General features: G+C 64.7%; 14 protein-coding genes. 5 read left to right on the top strand and 9 right to left on the bottom strand.

The features are described from left to right. Positions 1–76 precede the first annotated feature (76 nt). The 5 genes from WD006_RS18635 to WD006_RS18615 all read right to left on the bottom strand — a co-directional run bounded on the left by WD006_RS18635 (position 77) and on the right by WD006_RS18615 (position 7205). Positions 77–3286, bottom strand: a complete 3210-nt coding sequence (locus tag WD006_RS18635) for an efflux RND transporter permease subunit (RefSeq protein WP_029306828.1) — start codon at positions 3284–3286, stop codon at positions 77–79. Between the two features lie 4 nt (positions 3287–3290). Beyond that, on the bottom strand, positions 3291–4514 hold the full coding sequence (locus WD006_RS18630) for an efflux RND transporter periplasmic adaptor subunit (protein ID WP_011517995.1): 1224 nt from the start codon (positions 4512–4514) through the stop codon (positions 3291–3293). Positions 4515–4778: 264 nt separating this feature from the next. Beyond that, positions 4779–5435 (bottom strand): MOSC domain-containing protein, encoded by a 657-nt coding sequence (locus tag WD006_RS18625; RefSeq protein WP_011517994.1) that lies wholly within the window; start codon positions 5433–5435, stop codon positions 4779–4781. 220 nt (positions 5436–5655) lie between these two features. Continuing rightward, positions 5656–6024 carry a hypothetical protein gene (locus tag WD006_RS18620; RefSeq protein ID WP_011517993.1) on the bottom strand — a complete coding sequence of 123 codons (369 nt, stop codon included), beginning with the start codon at positions 6022–6024 and terminating at the stop codon, positions 5656–5658. A gap of 167 nt (positions 6025–6191) precedes the next feature. After that, the gene (locus WD006_RS18615) at positions 6192–7205 is read right to left on the bottom strand and encodes a D-2-hydroxyacid dehydrogenase family protein (RefSeq protein ID WP_008642764.1); all 1014 of its coding nucleotides are present in this window, start codon (positions 7203–7205) and stop codon (positions 6192–6194) included. A 525-nt stretch (positions 7206–7730) separates the two neighbouring features. Here WD006_RS18615 and WD006_RS18610 point away from each other — a divergent pair. Then, a complete protein-coding gene (locus WD006_RS18610; protein ID WP_011517991.1) occupies positions 7731–9587 on the top strand; it encodes a phosphoenolpyruvate carboxykinase (GTP) in 1857 nt (618 codons plus the stop codon). An 88-nt stretch (positions 9588–9675) separates the two neighbouring features. Here the strand turns inward: WD006_RS18610 and WD006_RS18605 are convergent, their stop codons facing one another. Together WD006_RS18605 and WD006_RS18600 are read right to left on the bottom strand one after the other, a co-directional pair. Further along, positions 9676–10362, bottom strand: a complete 687-nt coding sequence (locus WD006_RS18605; protein ID WP_029306829.1) for a response regulator — start codon at positions 10360–10362, stop codon at positions 9676–9678. Next, positions 10359–11747, bottom strand: coding sequence for a cache domain-containing protein (locus WD006_RS18600; RefSeq protein WP_029306830.1), 1389 nt, complete (start codon positions 11745–11747; stop codon positions 10359–10361). The genes WD006_RS18605 and WD006_RS18600 overlap by 4 nt, the downstream gene beginning before the upstream one ends. 385 nt (positions 11748–12132) lie before the next feature. Here WD006_RS18600 and WD006_RS18595 point away from each other — a divergent pair, with 385 nt between their 5' ends. The 3 genes from WD006_RS18595 (at position 12133) to WD006_RS18585 (ending at position 15098) form a co-directional block, all read left to right on the top strand. Then, positions 12133–14208: a carbon starvation CstA family protein gene (locus tag WD006_RS18595; protein WP_011517987.1), complete on the top strand. Its 2076-nt coding sequence runs from the start codon at positions 12133–12135 to the stop codon at positions 14206–14208. Between the two features lie 16 nt (positions 14209–14224). Further along, positions 14225–14419, top strand: a complete 195-nt coding sequence (locus WD006_RS18590; RefSeq protein ID WP_008642754.1) for a YbdD/YjiX family protein — start codon at positions 14225–14227, stop codon at positions 14417–14419. 235 nt (positions 14420–14654) lie between these two features. Then, positions 14655–15098: a membrane protein gene (locus WD006_RS18585; protein WP_008642753.1), complete on the top strand. Its 444-nt coding sequence runs from the start codon at positions 14655–14657 to the stop codon at positions 15096–15098. A gap of 129 nt (positions 15099–15227) precedes the next feature. Here WD006_RS18585 and WD006_RS18580 read toward each other — a convergent pair whose 3' ends face one another. After that, a complete protein-coding gene (locus WD006_RS18580) occupies positions 15228–15476 on the bottom strand; it encodes a hypothetical protein (protein ID WP_029306831.1) in 249 nt (82 codons plus the stop codon). 192 nt (positions 15477–15668) lie between these two features. Here WD006_RS18580 and WD006_RS18575 point away from each other — a divergent pair, with 192 nt between their 5' ends. Next, complete coding sequence (locus WD006_RS18575; protein ID WP_029306832.1) at positions 15669–16601, top strand: LysR family transcriptional regulator; 933 nt, start codon at positions 15669–15671, stop codon at positions 16599–16601. Between the two features lie 58 nt (positions 16602–16659). On the opposite strand, the gene WD006_RS18570 is transcribed toward WD006_RS18575, so the two are convergent. Then, entirely contained in the window at positions 16660–19335 is a 2676-nt protein-coding gene (locus tag WD006_RS18570) for a DNA topoisomerase III (RefSeq protein WP_029306833.1), read from the bottom strand. Between the last annotated feature and the right edge of the window lie 145 nt (positions 19336–19480).

Here is a 19480-nt window from a genome sequence, read left to right as displayed (position 1 = left end):
TCTCTCCGGTTGCCCGGCACTTGCGCCGGGCCATTGGGATGGGAGCTTGACGCGACACGAGCCGATGGTTTGGCGATCAGTGCGCCACCGTTGCCGGCTGCTGCTCGTCCAGCGGATTGCCTTCCGAATCGATCTGCAACGGGCCGGTACCAGAGTAGCGATCGAGCGCGAGGTAGATCACCGGCGTGATGAACAGCGTGATCACTTGCGAGAACAGCAAACCACCCACCACGGCCAAGCCGAGCGGCTGGCGCAGTTCCGCGCCCGCGCCCAGGCCCAGTGCCAGCGGCAGGGCGCCCATCACGGCCGCGAACGTGGTCATCATGATCGGGCGGAAGCGCAGCAGGCACGCCTGCCGAATCGCCTTCGCGGGCGCCATGCCCTGCTCACGCTGCGCCGCCAGCGCGAAGTCGATCATCATGATCGCGTTCTTCTTGACGATACCGATCAGCATCAGCACACCGATCGTCGCGATCAGCGACAGCTCCACGTTGAACAGGAACAGCGTCAGCAACGCGCCAACGGCCGCGGAAGGCAGGCCGGCCAGAATCGTCAGCGGGTGGATGTAGCTCTCGTAGAGCACACCCAGCAGCGTGTAGATCACCGCGATCGCCGCCACCAGCAGCACCACCTGCGTGGCCTGTGACGACTGGAACACCGCAGCATCACCACCCCAGCTCGTGAATATCGATGTCGGCATCGCGATCTCATCGCGATAGCGGTCGATCAGCTTCGACGCATCGCCAAGCGCGGCGCCCGGCGCGAGGTTGAACGACACCGTGACCGATGGCAATTGGCCCTGGTGGTTCACCGCGATCGGTCCCACGCGGCGCTCGGTCGTGGCGAACGCCGACACCGGCACCATCTGGCCCGTCCGGCTGCGCACGTAGAGCTTGGAGAACGCCGTCTCATCCGCGCGGTCGATATCGGCCGCGGTCAGGATCACGTAGTAGTTGTCGATCGGCGTGTAGATCGTCGACACCTGACGCTCGCCAAACGCGGTGTACAGCGCCGTGCGCACGTCCTGCATCTGCACGCCGAGCGCATTGGCCTTGTCGCGGTCGATTGTCAGTTGCGCCTCGAGACCCGACTGCTGCGAATCGCTGGTCACGTCACGGAAGATCGGCTCGGTGCGCATCTTGGCCATGAGCTTGTCGCTGAACTCCTGCAACTGCCCCGGCTTCACGCTCTGCAGCGTGTACTGGTAGCGGCTCTTGCTCTGACGCCCGCCGAGACGCAGGTTCTGCACCGGCGAGAAGTAGACCGCCAGCCCGGGCACCCCGGCAACATCCTTGCGCAGCGACTCCACCACCTGCGGCATCTTCGGGCGCTCCCCGAGCGGCTTCAGCTCGACGAACATCCGGCCCGTGTTGATGGCTGGCGACGGGCCACCGCCGATCGACGCCACCACGCTCTTCACGGCCGGATTCGCGCGGATACGTTCGGCGGCGTCGCGCAGGCGATCGGACATCGCGTCGAACGAGATGTCCTGCGGGCCTTCTGCGTTGACCTGGATCTGGCCGATGTCTTCCTCGGGGAAGAAGCCCTTCGGGATCTTCACGAACAGCACAGCGGTCAGCACGAACGTCAGGCCGGCTGCGGCAAGCACCACGCGGCGGTGCGCCAGGCACCAGTCCAGTCCGCTCGCGTACTTGCGGAGCGTCCATTCGAACAGGTCTTCGAACCACTGCGTGGAACGCATCCCGATCGTTTGCTTCTGCTCCACGCGATGCACGGGCGCGCCCGCGGCGTGATCGCCCGTCGCTTCCCCATACATGTGCTGTGATTCGTCCACCGGCACGTTCTCGGCAGACAGGAAGCGCGCGCACAGCATCGGGATCAGTGTCAGCGACACGAGCGCCGAGACGAGAATAGACAGCGACACCACCGCGGCGAATTCGTGGAACAGCAGGCCAATCACACCCGGCATAAAGAAAATCGGGATGAACACGGCCACCAGCGAGATCGAAATCGACAGGATCGTGAAGCCCATTTCGCGCGAGCCCACCAGCGCTGCCTTGAGCGGCGGCACGCCTTCCTCGATATGACGCACGATGTTCTCGAGCATCACGATCGCGTCGTCCACCACCAGGCCCACGGCCAGCGTGATGGCCAGCAGCGACACGTTATCCAGGCTGTAGCCAAACGCCTTCATCAGCGCCACGGTGCCGATCAGCGAGATCGGCAGCGATACCGTGGGAATCAGCGTCGCGGCGGCGCGGCGCAGGAACAGGAAGATCACCATCACCACCAGCGCGACGGTCAGCGCCAGCGTGAACTGCACATCGTGGATCGATTCCCGGATCGACATCGACCGGTCGTTCACCACGTTCACGTTGACGGAGCCCGGCATCTGCGCCAGCAGGCGCGGCAGGGCGCTCCGGATCGCATCGACCACGGCCACCGTGTTGGCATCTGGCTGGCGCTGCACGGCCAGCACGATCGAGCGTTCGTTGTTGAGCCAGCTGCCGGTCTTGATCGTCTCGACGCTGTCTTCCACTTCCGCCACGTCCGACAGCCGCACCACGGCGCCGCTCGGCTGGCTGGCCACGATGATGTTGCGGAACGCGTCCGCGTTGGTCATCTGGCGGTTAGCCTGGATCGTCAGCGTCTGGCGCGTGCCGTCGAGCGTGCCGACCGGCGTGTTCGCATTGGCGCGATTGAGCGCGGTGGCCAGCTCATCAAGCGTCAGGCCACGCGCGGCCAGCGCGTCGGGGTGGGCGCGCACGCGCACTGAGAAGCGCTTCTGGCCAAAAATCTGCACCTGCGCGACGCCGGGCAGTGTGGCCAGCGTCGGCGAGATCAGGTTATCGCCAAACGCGTTCAGCTCCCCGAGGCTCATCGACGGCGAATTGATCGCCAGCAGGATCACCGGCGCATCGGCCGGGTTCACCTTGCGATACGACGGTGGCAGCGTCATCTCGATCGGCAGCGACCGCTGCGCGCGGAACAGCGCGGCCTGCACGTCCACGGCGGCGGCGTCGATATCGCGGTCGTTGTTGAACTCGATCGTGATGCTCGAATTGCCGAGCGTGTTCGACGAGCTGATGACCGAGACGCCCGGAATCGTGGCGAACTGCTTCTCGAGCTGCGTGGCGACGGACGCCGCCATCGTCTCCGGGCTCGCCCCCGGCAGCGTGGCCGTGACCTGGATCACGGGCGAATTGAAACTGGGCAACGCCGCAATCGGAATCGTCGGATACAGCACGATACCGGTCACGATGACGGCCAGGCACAACAGCACCGTCATGACGGGCCGGCGGATACAAAGCTCGGACAGCGTCATGGCATCAATGCTTGGTAGCGGCGGCCGGGGCCGAAGCGCCGCGAGCGGCAGCTTCCCGCACCAGGCTTCCCGGACGCAGATTCTGCGCGCCCTCGGTCACGACGCGCGCGCCGGGTTGCACGCCTTCGATCACCGCGGCAGCAGCCGTCGTGGCGATGACCTGCACTGGCACGCGCGCCACCTTGTTGTCGGCCTGCACGGTGTAAACGAAACGGCCCTCGGGGCCGGCCACGATGGCCTGTGGCGGCACGGACAGCGCATCCTTCAGCACCTGCACCGTGGCGTTGACGTTGGCGTAGGTGCCCGGCCAGAGGCGGTGCTCTTCGTTGCCAAACATCGCCTTGACGCGGATGCTGCCGTACTGCGGATCGACGGTGTTGTCGACGAATGTGATCTTGCCGGTCACGGGCTGCTTGCTGCCGTCGTTAGGCAGCGCCGTCACCGATACCGGTCCGCTGCGCAGTGCCTCGCGCAGGGCGGCAAGCTGCCGTTCGGGCAGCGTGAACATGACCGTGATCGGCGCGATCTGCGCCACGATGACCATCGGCGTCGCAGTCGTCGGCGTGACCAGCGAGCCCGGGAAGACGTTGATGACGCCGGTCCGGCCGCCGATCGTCGCTCGAATCGTGCCGTAGCTGATGGCCACGCGGCTCGCTTCGATGGCCGCCTGGTCGGCGCGAATCGTGGCTTCGAAGCCGTCGACCTTGGCCTGTGCCGTATCCACGGCACTGCGCGAGATGAAGTTGCGCTGCAGCAGCTCCTGGCTACGTGTCAGCGTGCGGCGTGCGTCGGACAGATCGGCCTGGTCGCGCATGAGCTGGGCGCGCGCCTTGTCCAGATTGGCCTCGTCCATGCGCGTATCGAGCGAGAACAGCAGGTCGCCCGGCTTGACGCTCTGGCCTTCCTTGATATGGACCGTGCGAACGGTGCTCGACACCTGCGGGCGCACCTCCACGGTCTGCATCGCCACCACATTGCCGTTGGCGTTCACTTCCAGCGGCACATCGCCCTGCTGGACGATAGCCGTGGCAACCGTGGTCACGGCCGGGCCCTTGGCGGCCGGCTTCGGCGCAAACCAGTGCTTCCAGCCAAACCAGCCGGCGACAACGATCACAAGCACGGCCACGACGGCCGGCCAGCGCGAAGTGCGGCCGCGCCCCGTACCGGCGGCCGCGCTCCAGTTGCCATCGACAAAGCCCTTCGGCTGGTCGATTCCATCTGTTTTCATTATGAGGACCCTCAAATACTGCACGGCGCGCGACTCCCCCTTGGCGCCGGCTTCATCGGGCCGGCTTTATCCGCGCAAACCGCTACTAGTACCGCGCCTTGGCCGCTTCCGGCTAGTGCGTTGTATTACAACCCATTACAGCTCCGCTGGGGATGGATGTCTGGCCGACAGGGAAGGGATGGCCGAACCGCTTGTATGAGTTCTAAAACATTAGCAGAAAAGCCCGTGGCGGCCACCCCGGACTAACGCGGGATTGGCAACAATCTAGCGAGAGATTTGCCGGCCGTTCCGGTGCAGCAGGGTATTCAGCGGCACATCACGCGGGCCGGGAATCAGGATCACGGCATCGCCGGCGCGCAGCACGCCAGGCTGGATGACACCCAGGTACACGCCGGAAAAGCTGCTTTCCAGCATGTCGCGCGCGGCATGGGCGTACCCCATCGCCGCATTGAACTTGTAGCAGGGCCGCCGTGGCGCATTCACCACAAGTTCGACGTCGCCAATAAGCAGGCGGTCGTCCACCCACAACGCGGACTCCAGCAGGCCCTGGGTCGTCAGATTCTCGCCCATCGCGCCGAACGCCAGCGGACGCTCGGATTCCTCGACCCCGGCATCGCGCCGGCGCGTGTTCCACCAGGTGTAGTGCTCGATCGGATAGGCATAGACGGCCTGCTCAGGTCCGCCGTGGACGCTGCGGTCGACCTGCTCGTCGCCGGCCAGCCCCAGGCGGTGCACGCCTACGGCAATCGGATGATGCAATGTACTGAGCGGGTGTTTGCGGATGGCCGACATCACCACAGCCTCCGTGCCTGCGCCTGCCACCACGAGCGGCAGGGCGGTGCCGACATTGACGGCCAGCACACGGCCAATGCTCATGCCACCGGCGCCGGCGGGGTTCGGACGCGGATCGGTTTCGGCCACGGTACGCTCTCCTTGCGTGTGCGGGGCTGCGCGCGCGTCATGCTGCCGCGCGTCGGCTTTGCACCGAGTGTACCGACTTGGGCGCTCGTTTGAGCAAGGGAATGTGGGGAAACAGACGCACGTTCCAGGTGTCTGGCGGGGCGGTGCGTCTGCCGGTCAGGCGTCCCTCCCGGACGTCGCGCCATGCCTCATGGCGCGGGTCCGGGAAGCGCTCGAACGCTCAGTTCCAGATGGGATTTTCCTTCTGCATCTGCTCGGCGGTCTTCGAATGCCAGTAGGCACCGATCTGACGCTCGGTGACGTAGCCCTTCTTCTTCACATCGATTTGAGAGAAGCGCTTGTAGACCTCCGGCATGCCGGCCTTGGCCTCGTCGCGGGTCAGCTTGCCGTCATGGTTGGTGTCCGCGGCCTTGAACTTCTCGGAAATCATGGCCTTGGCCTGGGAGGTTGGCGGCATCGGAGGAACCTCGGCGGACCCCGTCGCCGGTTGCGCTGCGGGCTGCTGTGTCTGCTGAGCGTTCGCCCCGAAAGCAGCGAGCGCCAGTGTTACGGCTACGGCCAAACCAACTACAGGTGTACGGACAGTCATTTTTCCCTCTCCTCCTGAAATTTACGGTTCAGCATTGCCTGCTCTGGCAATGTCAGGACCGCCCGCCGAAAGCAGGCGACCAAGAGGAATAATAGTCACGCGCGCCCTGCGCTCCAAACATCATTTCACGACGTCAGAATGTGACTTGACTGAAGTCAGCGCTCGAGTCAGCGTGCAAGCGTGGGGGTGAGTGCCTTGGGATTGGCGATGCTGTCGTGCTTGCCGGCCAGCACATCAAGGATGTTCTGGAACGCCGCGCGGAAGTAGAGTTCGTAGCTTTCGCGCTCCACATAGCCCAGGTGCGGCGTGCAGATGCAGTTCTCCATGCGCAGCAGGGCATGACCCTGCAGGATCGGCTCGGACTCGAACACGTCGATGGCGGCCATGCCCGGACGTCCGCGATTCAGCGCGGCGACCAGCGCGTTTTCCTCGATCAGCTCGGCGCGGCTGGTGTTCACAAACAACGATGTGGGCTTCATGCGCTGCAGGTCGGCCAGCTTGACGATGCCGCGCGTCTCGTCGTTCAGGCGCAGGTGCAGCGACAGCACGTCGGAGTCGGCAAACAGCTGTTCGACCGATTCCGCCACGTTAAGGCCAGCCTCCCGGGCGCCCTGCTGCGAAGCCTCGCGGCCCCAGACCAGCACGTTCATGCCAAAGGCGCGGCCGTAGCCCGCCAGCAGGCGGCCGATCTTGCCATAGCCCCAGATGCCGAGCGTCTGTCCGCGCAGGACCTGCCCAAGGCCGAAGTTCGGCGGCATCGTGGTCGATTTCAGGCCCGACTGCTGCCAGGCGCCGTGCTTGAGGCTGGCAACGTACTGGGGAATGCGGCGCTGGGCCGCCATGATCAGCGCCCAGGTCAGCTCGGCGGGCGCCACGGGAGAACCGACGCCTTCCAGCACGACCACGCCGCGCTCGGTACAGGCCTCGATGTCGACATGGTTCCCCGCCCGGCCGGTCTGGCTGATGATCCTGAGCTTGGGCAGCTTCTCGAGTAGCTGACGCGTCACACGGGTGCGCTCGCGAATCAGCACCAATGCCTCGACATCCGAGAGGCGCGCTGCCAATTGGCCCACGCCCTTCACGGTGTTGTTGAAGACCTTGACGTCATGGCCTTCGAGCAGCGCAAAGCAGGGCAGCTTGCGCACGGCGTCCTGGTAATCGTCGAGAACTGCAATCTTCATTGGTGACTCTTTGACCTCGGGCTCGGTGCGCACGGCCACAGAATCAGTGCGCAACCGACAGTATTGTTGGATTTCCTGACACAACATTGAAAGCGGACATCATCGTCCCCAACCGTGTCCGCGACGACCCGCGGCGGTGGCGAAAAGGCATCTCGGCTGAGATAACAATGTTGCGCAGCAAAAAACAGGTGATCCGTGCAATGGTATCCTTGCCCGCTCCCGCGACGCGCACAGTGCGGTTGAGCTACGCTCCCACACCCCGTTCGTCGCCGGACAATGCCCGCCCGGCCCCTGTCGCCCGCCAAAAGCAGGCGAAGCGCAACTGTATCGCAGCAACAGGGCCCCTCGCGACCATTTGAAAGAATTTGGTCGCCGCCGAGTTGTAACGGGATGTCACGGTCAGAAGGCAAGTGCGCCATGCCAAACAAGGCAGGCAGCCGGCCCGGCCCCGACTTTCCCGGCCCGCTCATCCGCGAACCGCCGCTCGGACATTGCACGATTTCTTTTTCGCTTTGGAGTCGCAGTATGAACCACCCCACAATGCAAGGCACTCCGGCACTGAACGTGCCGGCTTGGGTCAAGAACCAGAAACTGGTCGCCTGGGTTGCCGACATCGCCGCATTGACCAAGCCCGACCAGGTCTACTGGTGCGATGGCTCGCAGGAAGAATATGACCGCCTGTGCGAGCAGATGGTCGCCGCCGGCACGATGCGCCGCCTGAACCCGGCCAAGCGCAAGAACTCGTTCCTGGCCCTGTCGGATCCCTCCGATGTGGCACGTGTCGAAGACCGCACTTTCATCTGCTCGCAGAAGCAGGAAGACGCCGGCCCGACCAACAACTGGACCGCACCGGCCGAAATGCGCCAGACGCTGAACGGCCTGTTCGACGGCTGCATGCGTGGCCGCACCCTGTACGTGGTGCCGTTCTCGATGGGCCCGCTGGGTTCGCCGATCGCCCACATCGGCGTCGAGCTGTCCGATTCGCCGTACGTCGCCGTGAACATGCGCATCATGACCCGCATGGGCCGCGCCGTGTACGACGTGCTGGGTGCCGACGGCGAGTTCGTGCCGTGCGTGCATACCGTGGGCAAGCCTCTGGCCGCCGGCGAGAAGGACGTGGCATGGCCGTGCAATCCGACCAAGTACATCGTGCACTTCCCCGAGACGCGCGAAATCTGGTCGTTCGGTTCGGGCTACGGCGGCAATGCGCTGCTGGGCAAGAAGTGCTTCGCACTGCGGATCGCCTCGACGATGGGCCGCGACGAAGGCTGGCTGGCCGAGCACATGCTGATCCTCGGCGTGACCTCGCCGGAAGGCAAGAAGTACCACGTGGCTGCCGCGTTCCCGTCGGCCTGCGGCAAGACCAACTTCGCCATGCTGATCCCGCCCAAGGGCTTCGAGGGCTGGAAGGTCACGACGATCGGTGACGACATCGCCTGGATCAAGCCAGGCAAGGACGGCCGCCTGTACGCCATCAACCCGGAAGCCGGCTACTTCGGCGTGGCCCCGGGCACGAGCGAGAAGACCAACTTCAACGCGATGGCGACGCTCAAGGAAAACGTCATCTTCACCAACGTGGCACTGACCGACGACGGCGACGTGTGGTGGGAAGGCATGACGAAGGAAGCCCCGGCGCACCTGATCGACTGGCAGGGCAAGGACTGGACGCCCGAGATCGCCAAGTCGACCGGCGCCAAGGCTGCCCACCCGAACGCCCGCTTCACCGCGCCGGCCTCGCAATGCCCGTCGATCGACGACAACTGGGACAACCCGGCTGGCGTGGCCATCGATGCATTCATCTTCGGCGGCCGCCGCAGCTCCACCGTGCCGCTGGTGACCGAAGCCCGCAACTGGACCGAAGGCGTCTACATGGCCGCCACGATGGGTTCGGAAACCACCGCCGCCGCTGCCGGCCAGCAAGGCGTGGTCCGCCGCGATCCGTTCGCGATGCTGCCGTTCTGCGGCTACAACATGAGCGACTACTTCGGCCACTGGCTGGCGTTGGGCAAGAAGCTCGAAGCCGCCGGTGCCAAGCTGCCGCGCATCTACTGCGTGAACTGGTTCCGCAAGGACGCCGACGGCAACTTCGTGTGGCCGGGCTTTGGCGAGAACATGCGCGTGCTGTCGTGGATGATCGACCGCGTGGAAGGCCGTGGCGAAGGCGCCGAGCACGTGTTCGGCACGTCGCCGCGCTACACGGACCTGAACTGGAACGGCCTGGCCTTCACCGCCGAGCAATTCACCCAGGTCACGTCGATCGACCGTGACGCATGGCAAAAGGAACTGGCGCTGCACGACGAACTGTTCACGCAGCTCAAGCACAACCTGCCGCAAGCGCTGGCGGAAACCAAGGACGCACTGGCCAAGCGCCTGTCGGCCTGAGTCTTCCCGCGTTAAGAAAAAACGCCGAACGGCTTGCCGCCGTTCGGCGTTTTTTTGTTTTGGCTATCGTTTTCTCGTGAACTGCCCCTCAGCCACCCTCGACATCCAGCCCAAGCTGCTGCACCGCATACTTCACCAGTTCCGCCCGGCCCTCGATGCCAAGCTTGCGTTTCAGGTTGAGGCGGTGGGTTTCCACCGTGCGCACCGATACTCCGAGTTGCACCGCGATGTCCTTGTTGGCCTGTCCGCGTCCGATCCCGTGAAGAATGTCGCGTTCGCGCGGTGTCAGCGCGTCGAGCGGACTCACAGCCTGCGCCGCCATGCCACGCGCGATACGGGCGCTGTAGAACACACGTCCCGCCAGCACCGCATGGATCGCAGCCAGTAACTCATCGGCTGGTGCGTCCTTGAGCACGTAGCCGCGCGCGCCCGCGCGGATCGCCTGGCGCACGTATTCCAGGTTGTCGTGCATCGACACGATCAGCACTGCCAGTTCCGGGTAGCGATCGTGCAGGGCGCCCGCCAGGGCAATACCGCCCATGCCGCGCATGCCGATGTCGGTGATCACGAGGTCCGGCATGCGTCCGGCTTCGGCCGCCGCCAGCCACGCCAGCGCGGCCTCGCCATCGTCGGCTTCCCCGACCACTTCCAGCCCCGGCTGCAGCGTCAGGTGCATACGCATGCCGTCGCGCACCAGTGCGTGATCGTCGATCAGCAATACGCGTGCGGCGGAGGAGGTGGTGACGGCCGGATCGGCGTCGTGGGGTGCGGTCATGACTGCGAAGTCTCGGGGGAAAAGGGCTGCGGAGCGGTGGGCAGAGAAGCGGTGAGCAGCGTGCCGGTGGGAGCGGAGAGGATTTCGAAACTTCCGCCCAGCGCGGCTACCCGCTCGCGCAGGTTGCGCAGGCCGATGCCGCGGCTCGGATCGACCTGCATGCGGGCCACGTCAAACCCCGTGCCGTTATCCCGCACCGTCAGGCGCGTGGCACGGTCGGCAAAGTCGAGTGTCACGTCGACGCGCGTGGCATGGGCGTGGCGCTCGACATTGGTCAGCGCCTCCTGCGCAATCCGGAACAGCGCGGTCGCCGGCTCGTCGGCCAGCGAACGCGGCTTGCCAGTCTGCGTCACGTTGATCGTCAGCGTGCTGCCGGCCTGCATCTCGCGCGCCAGATGCTGAAGCGCGGCGTACAGGCCAAGATCGTCGAGCAGGGCGGGGCGCAGGTTGCGCGCCACACGGCGCACTTCATTGAATACGGAATCGAGCCGGTTCAGCGCCATGCCAAGGATCGGCGCCACCGACGCCCCCTCGGTCGGGGCCAGGCGGATGCGGTTCGTCGCGGCTTCGAGCACCAGCTTGACCGACACCAGCAACTGGCTGATGCCATCATGAAGCTCACGGGACAATCGCGCGCGCTCCTCTTCCTGCGACTGCACCACGCGCTGGGCAAGCTGCCGCAGCTTGGCATCGGCCTCACGGTGTTCGCTGACGTTGAGCGCCAGGCCGCTGGCGGCCACCAGCAGGATACTGATGGCGGCGATGACGCCGATCCAGGCCATGGTTTCGCGGATGTCGGTCTCGGCGCGCGCGTCGAGCTGGCGCAGCGTCTGCTCCACGTCGTCAAGATAAATGCCGGTGCCAAGCATCCAGTTCCAGGCCGGCACGGCCACCACATAGCCCAGCTTGGGCGCCACCTGCTGCGAGGACGGCTTTTTCCACAGATAACGCACCGAGCCACCGCCCGCCTTGGCGGCAGCCACCAGCTTCTGGATCGTCAGCGCTCCTTCGGGGTCGCGCAGCAGCCACAGGTCCTGGCCCACGAGTTCGGGCTGGCGCGGGTGCATCAGGTTGCGCCCCTGCAGGTCATACAGGAAGAAATAGCCGTCGCGGCCGTAATCGAGCCGGGCCAGCGCGTCCATGGCGGCCTGCCGGGTGGCCTCGTCCGTGCGGCCGGATTTGACCATCGGTGCGATCGCGCTTTGCGCCAGCTCTACGTAGTGGCGCAGCTCGGTTTCCTTGCTTTGCAGGTAGGCGGCCTCCACCAGCATGCGCTCGTGCCGGACCAGCGCAGTGGCCTGGAAACGGACGGCCAGCGCGATGCCGAGCATGGCAACGGCCAGCGGCGCCACGGCAAGCAAAAGTATCTTTTGGCGGAGTTTCATCTGAACCGGGGGTAAACACCGATGCCGGGAAGACCGCATGAAACCGTCGATCTACGCACTACTACGCAGGTACGTTGCGTAGTTCCGCGCTTGTGGCGGCCTGGGCGGGTGTCAATACTACACGCCGGATTGTCCCGGGGCTCCGCCCTTGGCGCGATCTGACGCAATTGGTGCGCCTCGATCCACGCGAATCTCGCTGATCTCGCTGCCGGACGCACTGACCACCTGCACGACAAGATCCGGATCAGACGAGAACAGACCGGGCGCCGCGGACATCCAGGAGGCAATCTTCCAAGCGATCGTCGGCGGCCGCCATCCGGCACGCCCCCGCTGCCCGCCTCCCGTCGCCGCAGGCCTTTTCAGCCGGTCTGAGGAGACCCTTCAAATGAATCGCATCGGACAACACCTGTTGTGGCTGGCCGTCGCCGTGCTCGGCGCCTTCGCCTTCGCCACTGTCGCGCTGTCGCGCGGCGAGGCCGTCAGTGCCCTGTGGATCGTGGTTGCCGCGCTCTGCATCTACCTGATCGCCTACCGCTACTACAGCCGCTTCATCGCCGACAAGGTGATGCAGCTCGACCCCAATCGCATGACGCCCGCCTGGCGCCACAACGATGGCCTGGACTACGTGCCGACCAACAAGGCGGTGCTGTTCGGCCACCATTTCGCCGCCATCGCCGGCGCCGGGCCGCTGGTGGGCCCCGTGCTGGCCGCGCAAATGGGCTATATGCCGGGCATGTTGTGGATTCTGGCCGGCGTGGTATTCGCCGGTGCGGTGCAGGATTTCATGATCCTGTTCATCTCAACGCGCCGCGACGGCCGTTCGCTGGGCGACCTGGTCAAGTCCGAGATGGGCACCGTGCCGGGCATGATCGCCCTGTTCGGCTGCTTCATGATCATGATCATCATCCTGGCCGTGCTGGCGCTGATCGTTGTGAAGGCACTGGCCGGCTCGCCGTGGGGCACGTTCACCGTGGCGGTGACGATTCCCATCGCGCTGTTCATGGGCATCTACACGCGCTACATCCGTCCCGGCCGCATCGGCGAAGTGTCGGTCATCGGCTTCGTGCTGCTGATGCTCGCCATCATCGGCGGCCAGTACGTACATGAAAGCGCCGTGCTGGCACCGCTGTTCACGTACGACGGCAAGGCCCTGACATGGATGCTGATCATCTACGGCTTCATCGCCGCCGTGCTGCCGGTGTGGCTGCTGTTGGCCCCGCGTGACTACCTGTCGACCTTCCTGAAGATCGGCACGATCATCGCACTGGCCATCGGCATCCTGATCGTCGCGCCGGAACTGAAGATGCCGGCGTTCACGCAGTTCGCCCAAGGTGGCGGCCCGGTGTGGTCGGGCAACCTGTTCCCGTTCCTCTTCATCACGATCGCCTGCGGCGCCGTTTCGGGCTTCCACGCGCTGATCTCGTCGGGCACCACGCCGAAGCTGCTGGAAAATGAATCGCACGCGCGCTTCATTGGCTACGGCGCGATGCTGGCCGAGTCGTTCGTCGCCATCATGGCGCTGGTGGCCGCCTCGGTGATCGAGCCGGGCGTGTACTTCGCGATGAACAGCCCGGCGGCCGTGATCGGCAACACGCCGGAAGCCGTGGCGCACGTGGTCTCCACCTGGGGCTTCGTGATCACGCCGGACGTGCTGATCCAGACCGCCAAGGACGTGGGCGAGAACACGATCATCTCGCGCGCCGGTGGCGCACCGACGCTGGCCGTCGGCATCGCCCACATCCTGCATCAGGTGGTGGGTGGCCAGGCCATGATGGCCTTCTGGTACCACTTCGCGATCCTGTTCGAGGCGCTGTTCATCCTGACCGCCGTGGACGCGGGCACCCGTGCCGGCCGCTTCATGCTGCAGGATCTGCTGGGCAGCTTCGTGCCGTCCCTGCAGCGTACCGACTCGCTGCCGGCCAACCTGATCGCCACCGCGCTGACCGTGGCGGCCTGGGGCTACTTCCTGTACCAGGGCGTGGTCGATCCGCTGGGCGGCATCAACACGCTGTGGCCGCTGTTCGGTATCTCCAACCAGATGCTGGCAGCCGTGGCGCTGGTGCTGGGCACCTGCGTGCTGGTCAAGATGAAGCGCGGGCAGTACGCCTGGGTAACGCTGCTGCCGACCTGCTGGCTGCTGATCTGCACGCTGACCGCCGGCTGGCAGAAGCTGTTCGACGCCGATCCGAAGGTCAGCTTCCTGACCCACGCATCGAAGTTCAGCGCCGCGATCGCCGAAGGCAAGGTACTGGCTCCGGCCAAGACGATGGAGCAGATGCACCGCATCGTCTTCAACGACTACCTGGATGCCGGCCTGTGCGCGCTGTTCATGTTCGTGGTGCTGTCGATCGTGTTCTATGGGTTCAAGACCGCGATGTCGGCCCGCGCCATCTCGAAGCGCACGGACCGCGAAACGCCGTTCGAGCCGATGCCTGCCCAGGCTTCGGCGGCGTCGCACTGATCACCTGGAGGCCATCATGCTGGAACAGCTCGGAACCATGGGACGTTACCTGGGCCAGTCGCTACGGCTGATGGTCGGCTTGCCCGACTATCAGACCTACGTGGCCCATATGGAAAGCACCCACCCCGACCGCGAGCCGATGACGTACGAGGAATTCTTCCGCGAGCGTCAGGAGGCACGCTACGGTGGCGGACAGGGAAAGTGCTGCTGACCAGACTCACATGACGCCTCTGGCGCAGGCAAGACAAGGCGACCCAGCTGGGTCGCTTTTTTATTGGTGGCTACATGCGCCGCCAAGGCCACATTGCGTTGCGCCGGCACATCGACTGCTAACGGCTTGATACCGTTTCTGCAGAGGGTTACAGGGCCTCACAACTCGTTACAGCAACGGGGGGACTCCTTCTCTACACTCTCGAACCAGATACCCGCCATATAAAGGAAAAACGATGTCTCGTCCTCTTCGCAACCTGACTCTGGCCCTTGCCCTTTCGGCAGCTGCGCTGCCGGTGTTCGCAGGGGGAGATCTGAACAACGCACTGGGCGGTGGCCTGGGCGGCGTCGCTGGCGCCGCGGTGGGTGGCGCGCTGGGTGGTAGCACCGGCGCCGTGATCGGTGGTGCGGTGGGCGGTGGTGCCGGTGGCGCCATCACTTCGAACCGTCGCGAGCGCACCGGCGCCATCATTGGTGGCGCACTGGGCGGCGGTGCAGGTACCGCGGCCGGCAACGCCATGGGCGGCCGTACGGGCGGCCTGGTTGGTGCTGGCCTGGGTGGCGCTGCAGGCGCGGCGCTGGGCGGCAACGTGTCGCGCAGCAACTCGTACGACGATGATCGTCGATACAACCGTGGGTACAAGCGCAGCAAGCACCGTCACCACCACCACGACGACTGAGTCACAAAGGAATAGACTACGGGCCCTGAACGGGCCCGTTTTCTTTTGTCCGGCCGGTCTCCGGCCAAAGCCCAAACAAAAAGCCCGTACCGGTGAGGGTACGGGCTTTTGCGGAATGCCTGGCTGGGATCAGAGCTTGGCGCCGTCCGAGTAGACGTCGAAGCTCTTGGCGCCATCGGTGTACGTGTCAAACTTGCCGCTCTTGGCGCCGTCGGTGTAGGTGTCGAACTTGCCGGACTTGGCGCCGTCGGTGTACGGGTCGAACTTGCTGGCGCGGGCGCCATCGGTGTAGGTATCGAACTTGCCGGCCTTGGCGAAGGCGGGAGCTGCCGACAGGGCAACGGTCAGGGCAGCGATCAGGGCGAATTGGCGCTTCATGATGGAATCCTCTTTCACATTCAAGGATGCCGGTGGTCCCAGGACCGGTGCTGCAATGCGGCATCAGATGGTGCGATATTAGGCATTTCCCTGATATGAATAAATAGCGCCGTCCACAATGATTGGTTGTGCTTTCAACAATAAATCACCCGGATCGTGTAAAAATTCACCGGTGAACAGGGAGACTATGTCATGGATCGGCTTCAATCGATGCGCGTCTTCGCCAAAGTCGTCGAACTAGGCAGTTTTGCCCGTGCGGCGCAGCAATTGGAAATGTCCAATGCGGTCGTGACGCGCTACGTCGCCGATCTGGAAAGCCATCTCGGCACCCGGTTGCTGAACCGGACCACCCGAAGCCTCTCCCTGACCGACGCCGGCGAGACGTATCTGCAGCGCTGTTCGCAGATCCTCGAAGACGTGGAGGAAGCCGAGTCGATCGTTGCCGCGCGCAGCCAGTCACTCTCCGGCACGCTACGGCTTGTCACCCCAGTCATGTTCGGCCTGCATCTGCTGCCGCAGATCCTGGAACGCTTCCAGCAGCTGTATCCCGACGTCGTCTTCGACGTGCAGCTTTCGGACCGAATGATCGACATTGTCGAAGAAGGGCGGGACGTAGGCGTGATGCTGTCCGATCTCGGGCTCGGCTCGCACCTCGTGGCGCGCCCGCTGATCTCCGCCGAAGTCATTCTTTGCGCCTCGCCGGGCTATCTGCGCGAACACCCGCCGCTGCGCAACGCGCATGACCTGTCCAACCACCGCGCCATCGCGATGCGGCTGCCCAACGCCGAGCACGAATGGACGTTGTCCGGCCCCGAAGGCGAGGTGACCGTACCGATTCGCCCGGGCCTGCTGTGCAGCAATGCCGAACTGGCGCACCAGGCGGCGCTGACCAATATGGGCATCGCGATGCTGTCGTCGTACCTGGCACGACCGAACATCGAGGCAGGGCGGCTGACGCATATCCTGCCCCAGTACCAGTTGCCGCGCCGCGACGTGAGCGTGGTCTATCCGAGCCGCAAGTTCCTGCCGACCAAGGTCCGGGCCTTCATCGACTTCCTGCTGGAGGAAAGCCAGCAGCGGGCGGTGGACACGGAGAACAAGCCGCAGATGACCGCGGCAAAGTGAAAACGGCGGGGCTCGCGCCCCGCCGTTTTACCTTCCCGTGATGCCAGAAGGTAAGTGATTACTCTTCGGCTTCGGCCGTCTGCTTTGTGGTTGCGCGCGTCTTCTTGGCAGCAGCCGTCTTCGTAGCAGCCGTCTTTGTCGCCGTCTTCGTGGCGGCCTTCTTCGCCGCCGGCGCCTTCTTGGCGGCTACCTTTGCCGGTGCCGACTCTGCCTTGGCCGCGGACTTGGCCGCAGGCTTCGCGGACTTGGCCGCCGCGCCCGCCTTGGGTTCACGCGCCTCGAACTCGAACCCGATCTTACCGTCCGGCTGCTTGACCAGGAAAGCCTTGAAGTTGCGGCCGGTACGCGACGACTTGAAGCCAGTCAGCAGGTCGGTCTTGCCATCCGTCAGCAGCTTGCCGATCTGCTCACGCGAGATTTCCTGCTGCAGGATGATCTTGCCGCTGGTGAAGTCGCACGATTTCGCGCTGCCCACGGCGTTCTCGCAGACGTACTTCATGCCGTGCTCGTAGACCGAGCCACCGCACTTCGGACACTTGCCGACCGGGGTCTGCTCGCTGAAGTCCACCGGTTCGCCATCGCCTTCGTCGTCGTTCTGGCCGAAGTCGAACTCCATCTTCCAGTTGCCGTCGTCATCCTTGGCCAACTTCAGGATGGCCGCGAACGGCCGGCCCATCTTGCTGCGGAATCCCTGCAACGGGCCGATTTCCTTCTTCAGCAGCAGTTCCTCGACTTCCTCGATCTCGAACTGGCGGCCGCCAGGGATCTTGCTGATCGAGAATTCGCAGGCCGTGCAGGCAAAGCGGCGGTAGTTCTCCTTGACCTGGCCACCGCACTGCGGGCACGGCGTGTCGAGCGTCGCGTAATCGCCTGGAATCGTGTCGTTGTCGTATTCCTTGGCACGCTTGACGATCTGCTGCGTCATCTGCGCGATCTCGCGCATGAACTCGTCACGCTTCAGACGTCCGCGCTCGATCTGCGACAACTTGTGTTCCCACTCACCCGTCAGTTCGGCCTGGGTCAGTTCCTCCACGCCCAGCCCGCGCAACAGCGTCATCAGCTGGAACGCCTTGGCCGTGGGAATCAGCTCGCGGCCTTCGCGGACCAGATACTTCTCAGCCAGCAAGCCTTCGATGATGGCCGCGCGCGTGGCTGGCGTGCCCAGGCCCTTGCCTGCCATCGCCTCGCGTAGCGCATCGTCGTCCACGAGCTTGCCGGCACCTTCCATGGCCGACAGCAGCGTCGCTTCGTTATAGCGGGCCGGCGGGCGCGTGGTCAGGCCGACGGACTCGACCTTGTCGGTCTTGACCTTCTCGTCCTTCTGCACCGGCACCAGGTTGGCGTCCTTGTCGTCCTTGCCCTGCGCCTCGCGGCCGTAGATCACCAGCCAGCCCGGATTGACCAGGATCTTGCCCTCGGTCTTGAAGTGGTGGCCGGCAACCTCGGTGATCCGCGTGGTCACCTGGAACTCGGCGGTCGGGAAGAACACCGCCAGGAAGCGTCGCACGACCAGGTCGTACAGCTTCTGCTCGGGCTCGGACAGGTTCTTGGGCGCCTGCAGGGTCGGGATGATAGCGAAGTGATCGCTGATCTTGCTGTTGTCGAAGATCCGCTTGTTCGGCTTCACCCAGCCGCTCGACAGAATTTTCTTCGCGTGCGGCAGATAGTTCGGCGAGCTGTCGGCCAGCATGTCCATGGTCTGCTTGACCGTGTCCAGGTAGTCCTCCGGCAGCGCGCGCGCATCGGTACGCGGGTACGTCAGCACCTTGTGCTTTTCGTACAGCGCCTGCGCCAGGCCCAACGTGTTCTTGGCCGAGAATCCAAAGCGCGAGTTGGCTTCGCGCTGCAGGGTGGTCAGGTCGAACAGGGCAGGCGACTGCTGCGTCGACGGCTTGGACTCCTCGGTGACCGTGCCTTGCTTGTCACGGCAGGCCGCCACGATGCTCTTGGCTTCCGCCTCGCTCCACAGGCGCGAGTCGCGCGCCTCGGGATCGAATTCGTTCTTCTTGAACTTCGGGTCGAACCAGCGACCCTCATAGAGGCCCGCGGCGGCGATGAACTCAGCCCGCACCTCCCAGTAGTCGCGGGGGACGAAGTGTTTGATCTTCTCCTCGCGCTCGACCACGATCGACAGCGTCGGCGTCTGTACCCGGCCCACGGTGGTCAGGAAAAAGCCGCCGCCCTTGCTGTTGAAGGCCGTCATGGCACGCGTGCCGTTGATGCCGACCAGCCAGTCGGCTTCGGAGCGGCAGCGGGCCGCGTCGGCCAGCGGGAGCATTTCCTCGTCCTCGCGCAGCGCGGCAAACCCGTCGCGGATGGCCTGCGGCGTCATCGACTGCAGCCACAGGCGGCGCACCGGCTGCTTGGCCTTGGCCTGCTGGGCGATCAGTCGGAAGATCAGTTCCCCTTCGCGCCCCGCGTCACAGGCATTGATCAGCGCGGTCACGTCCTTGCGCTTGATCAGGCGGTTCAGCACCTTGAGGCGAGACTCGGTCTTGGCGATCGGGCGCAGATCGAAGTGCGGCGGGATCACCGGCAGATTGGCGAAGCTCCACTTGCCACGCTTCACCTCGTAATCGTCGGGCGCCGCGATCTCTACCAAGTGACCGACGGCCGAGGACAGCACGTAGTCGTCGCTCTCGAAATACTCGTCGTGCTTGGTAAAGCCCCCGAGGGCGCGCGCGATATCGGCGGCGACCGATGGCTTTTCCGCGATGATGAGGGCTTTAGACATTCAACGGGTCCTTGTGGCACCACTGCGCAAGGGCAGTTCGCGCCTCTTGAAATTCACGACAAACTATGTAAACAGCACGGCTGGGCTTTGAGGCGCCAATAATAAGCGCGGTTCGGACGGCGGTGCAAGCTGATGCCGCGCCCAA

Origin of the sequence: Cupriavidus sp. Met-2 (assembly GCF_049843575.1) — a bacterium.
Classification (GTDB): Bacteria; Pseudomonadota; Gammaproteobacteria; order Burkholderiales; family Burkholderiaceae; genus Cupriavidus; species Cupriavidus metallidurans.
This window is presented reverse-complemented; position numbering and strand designations above follow the sequence as displayed.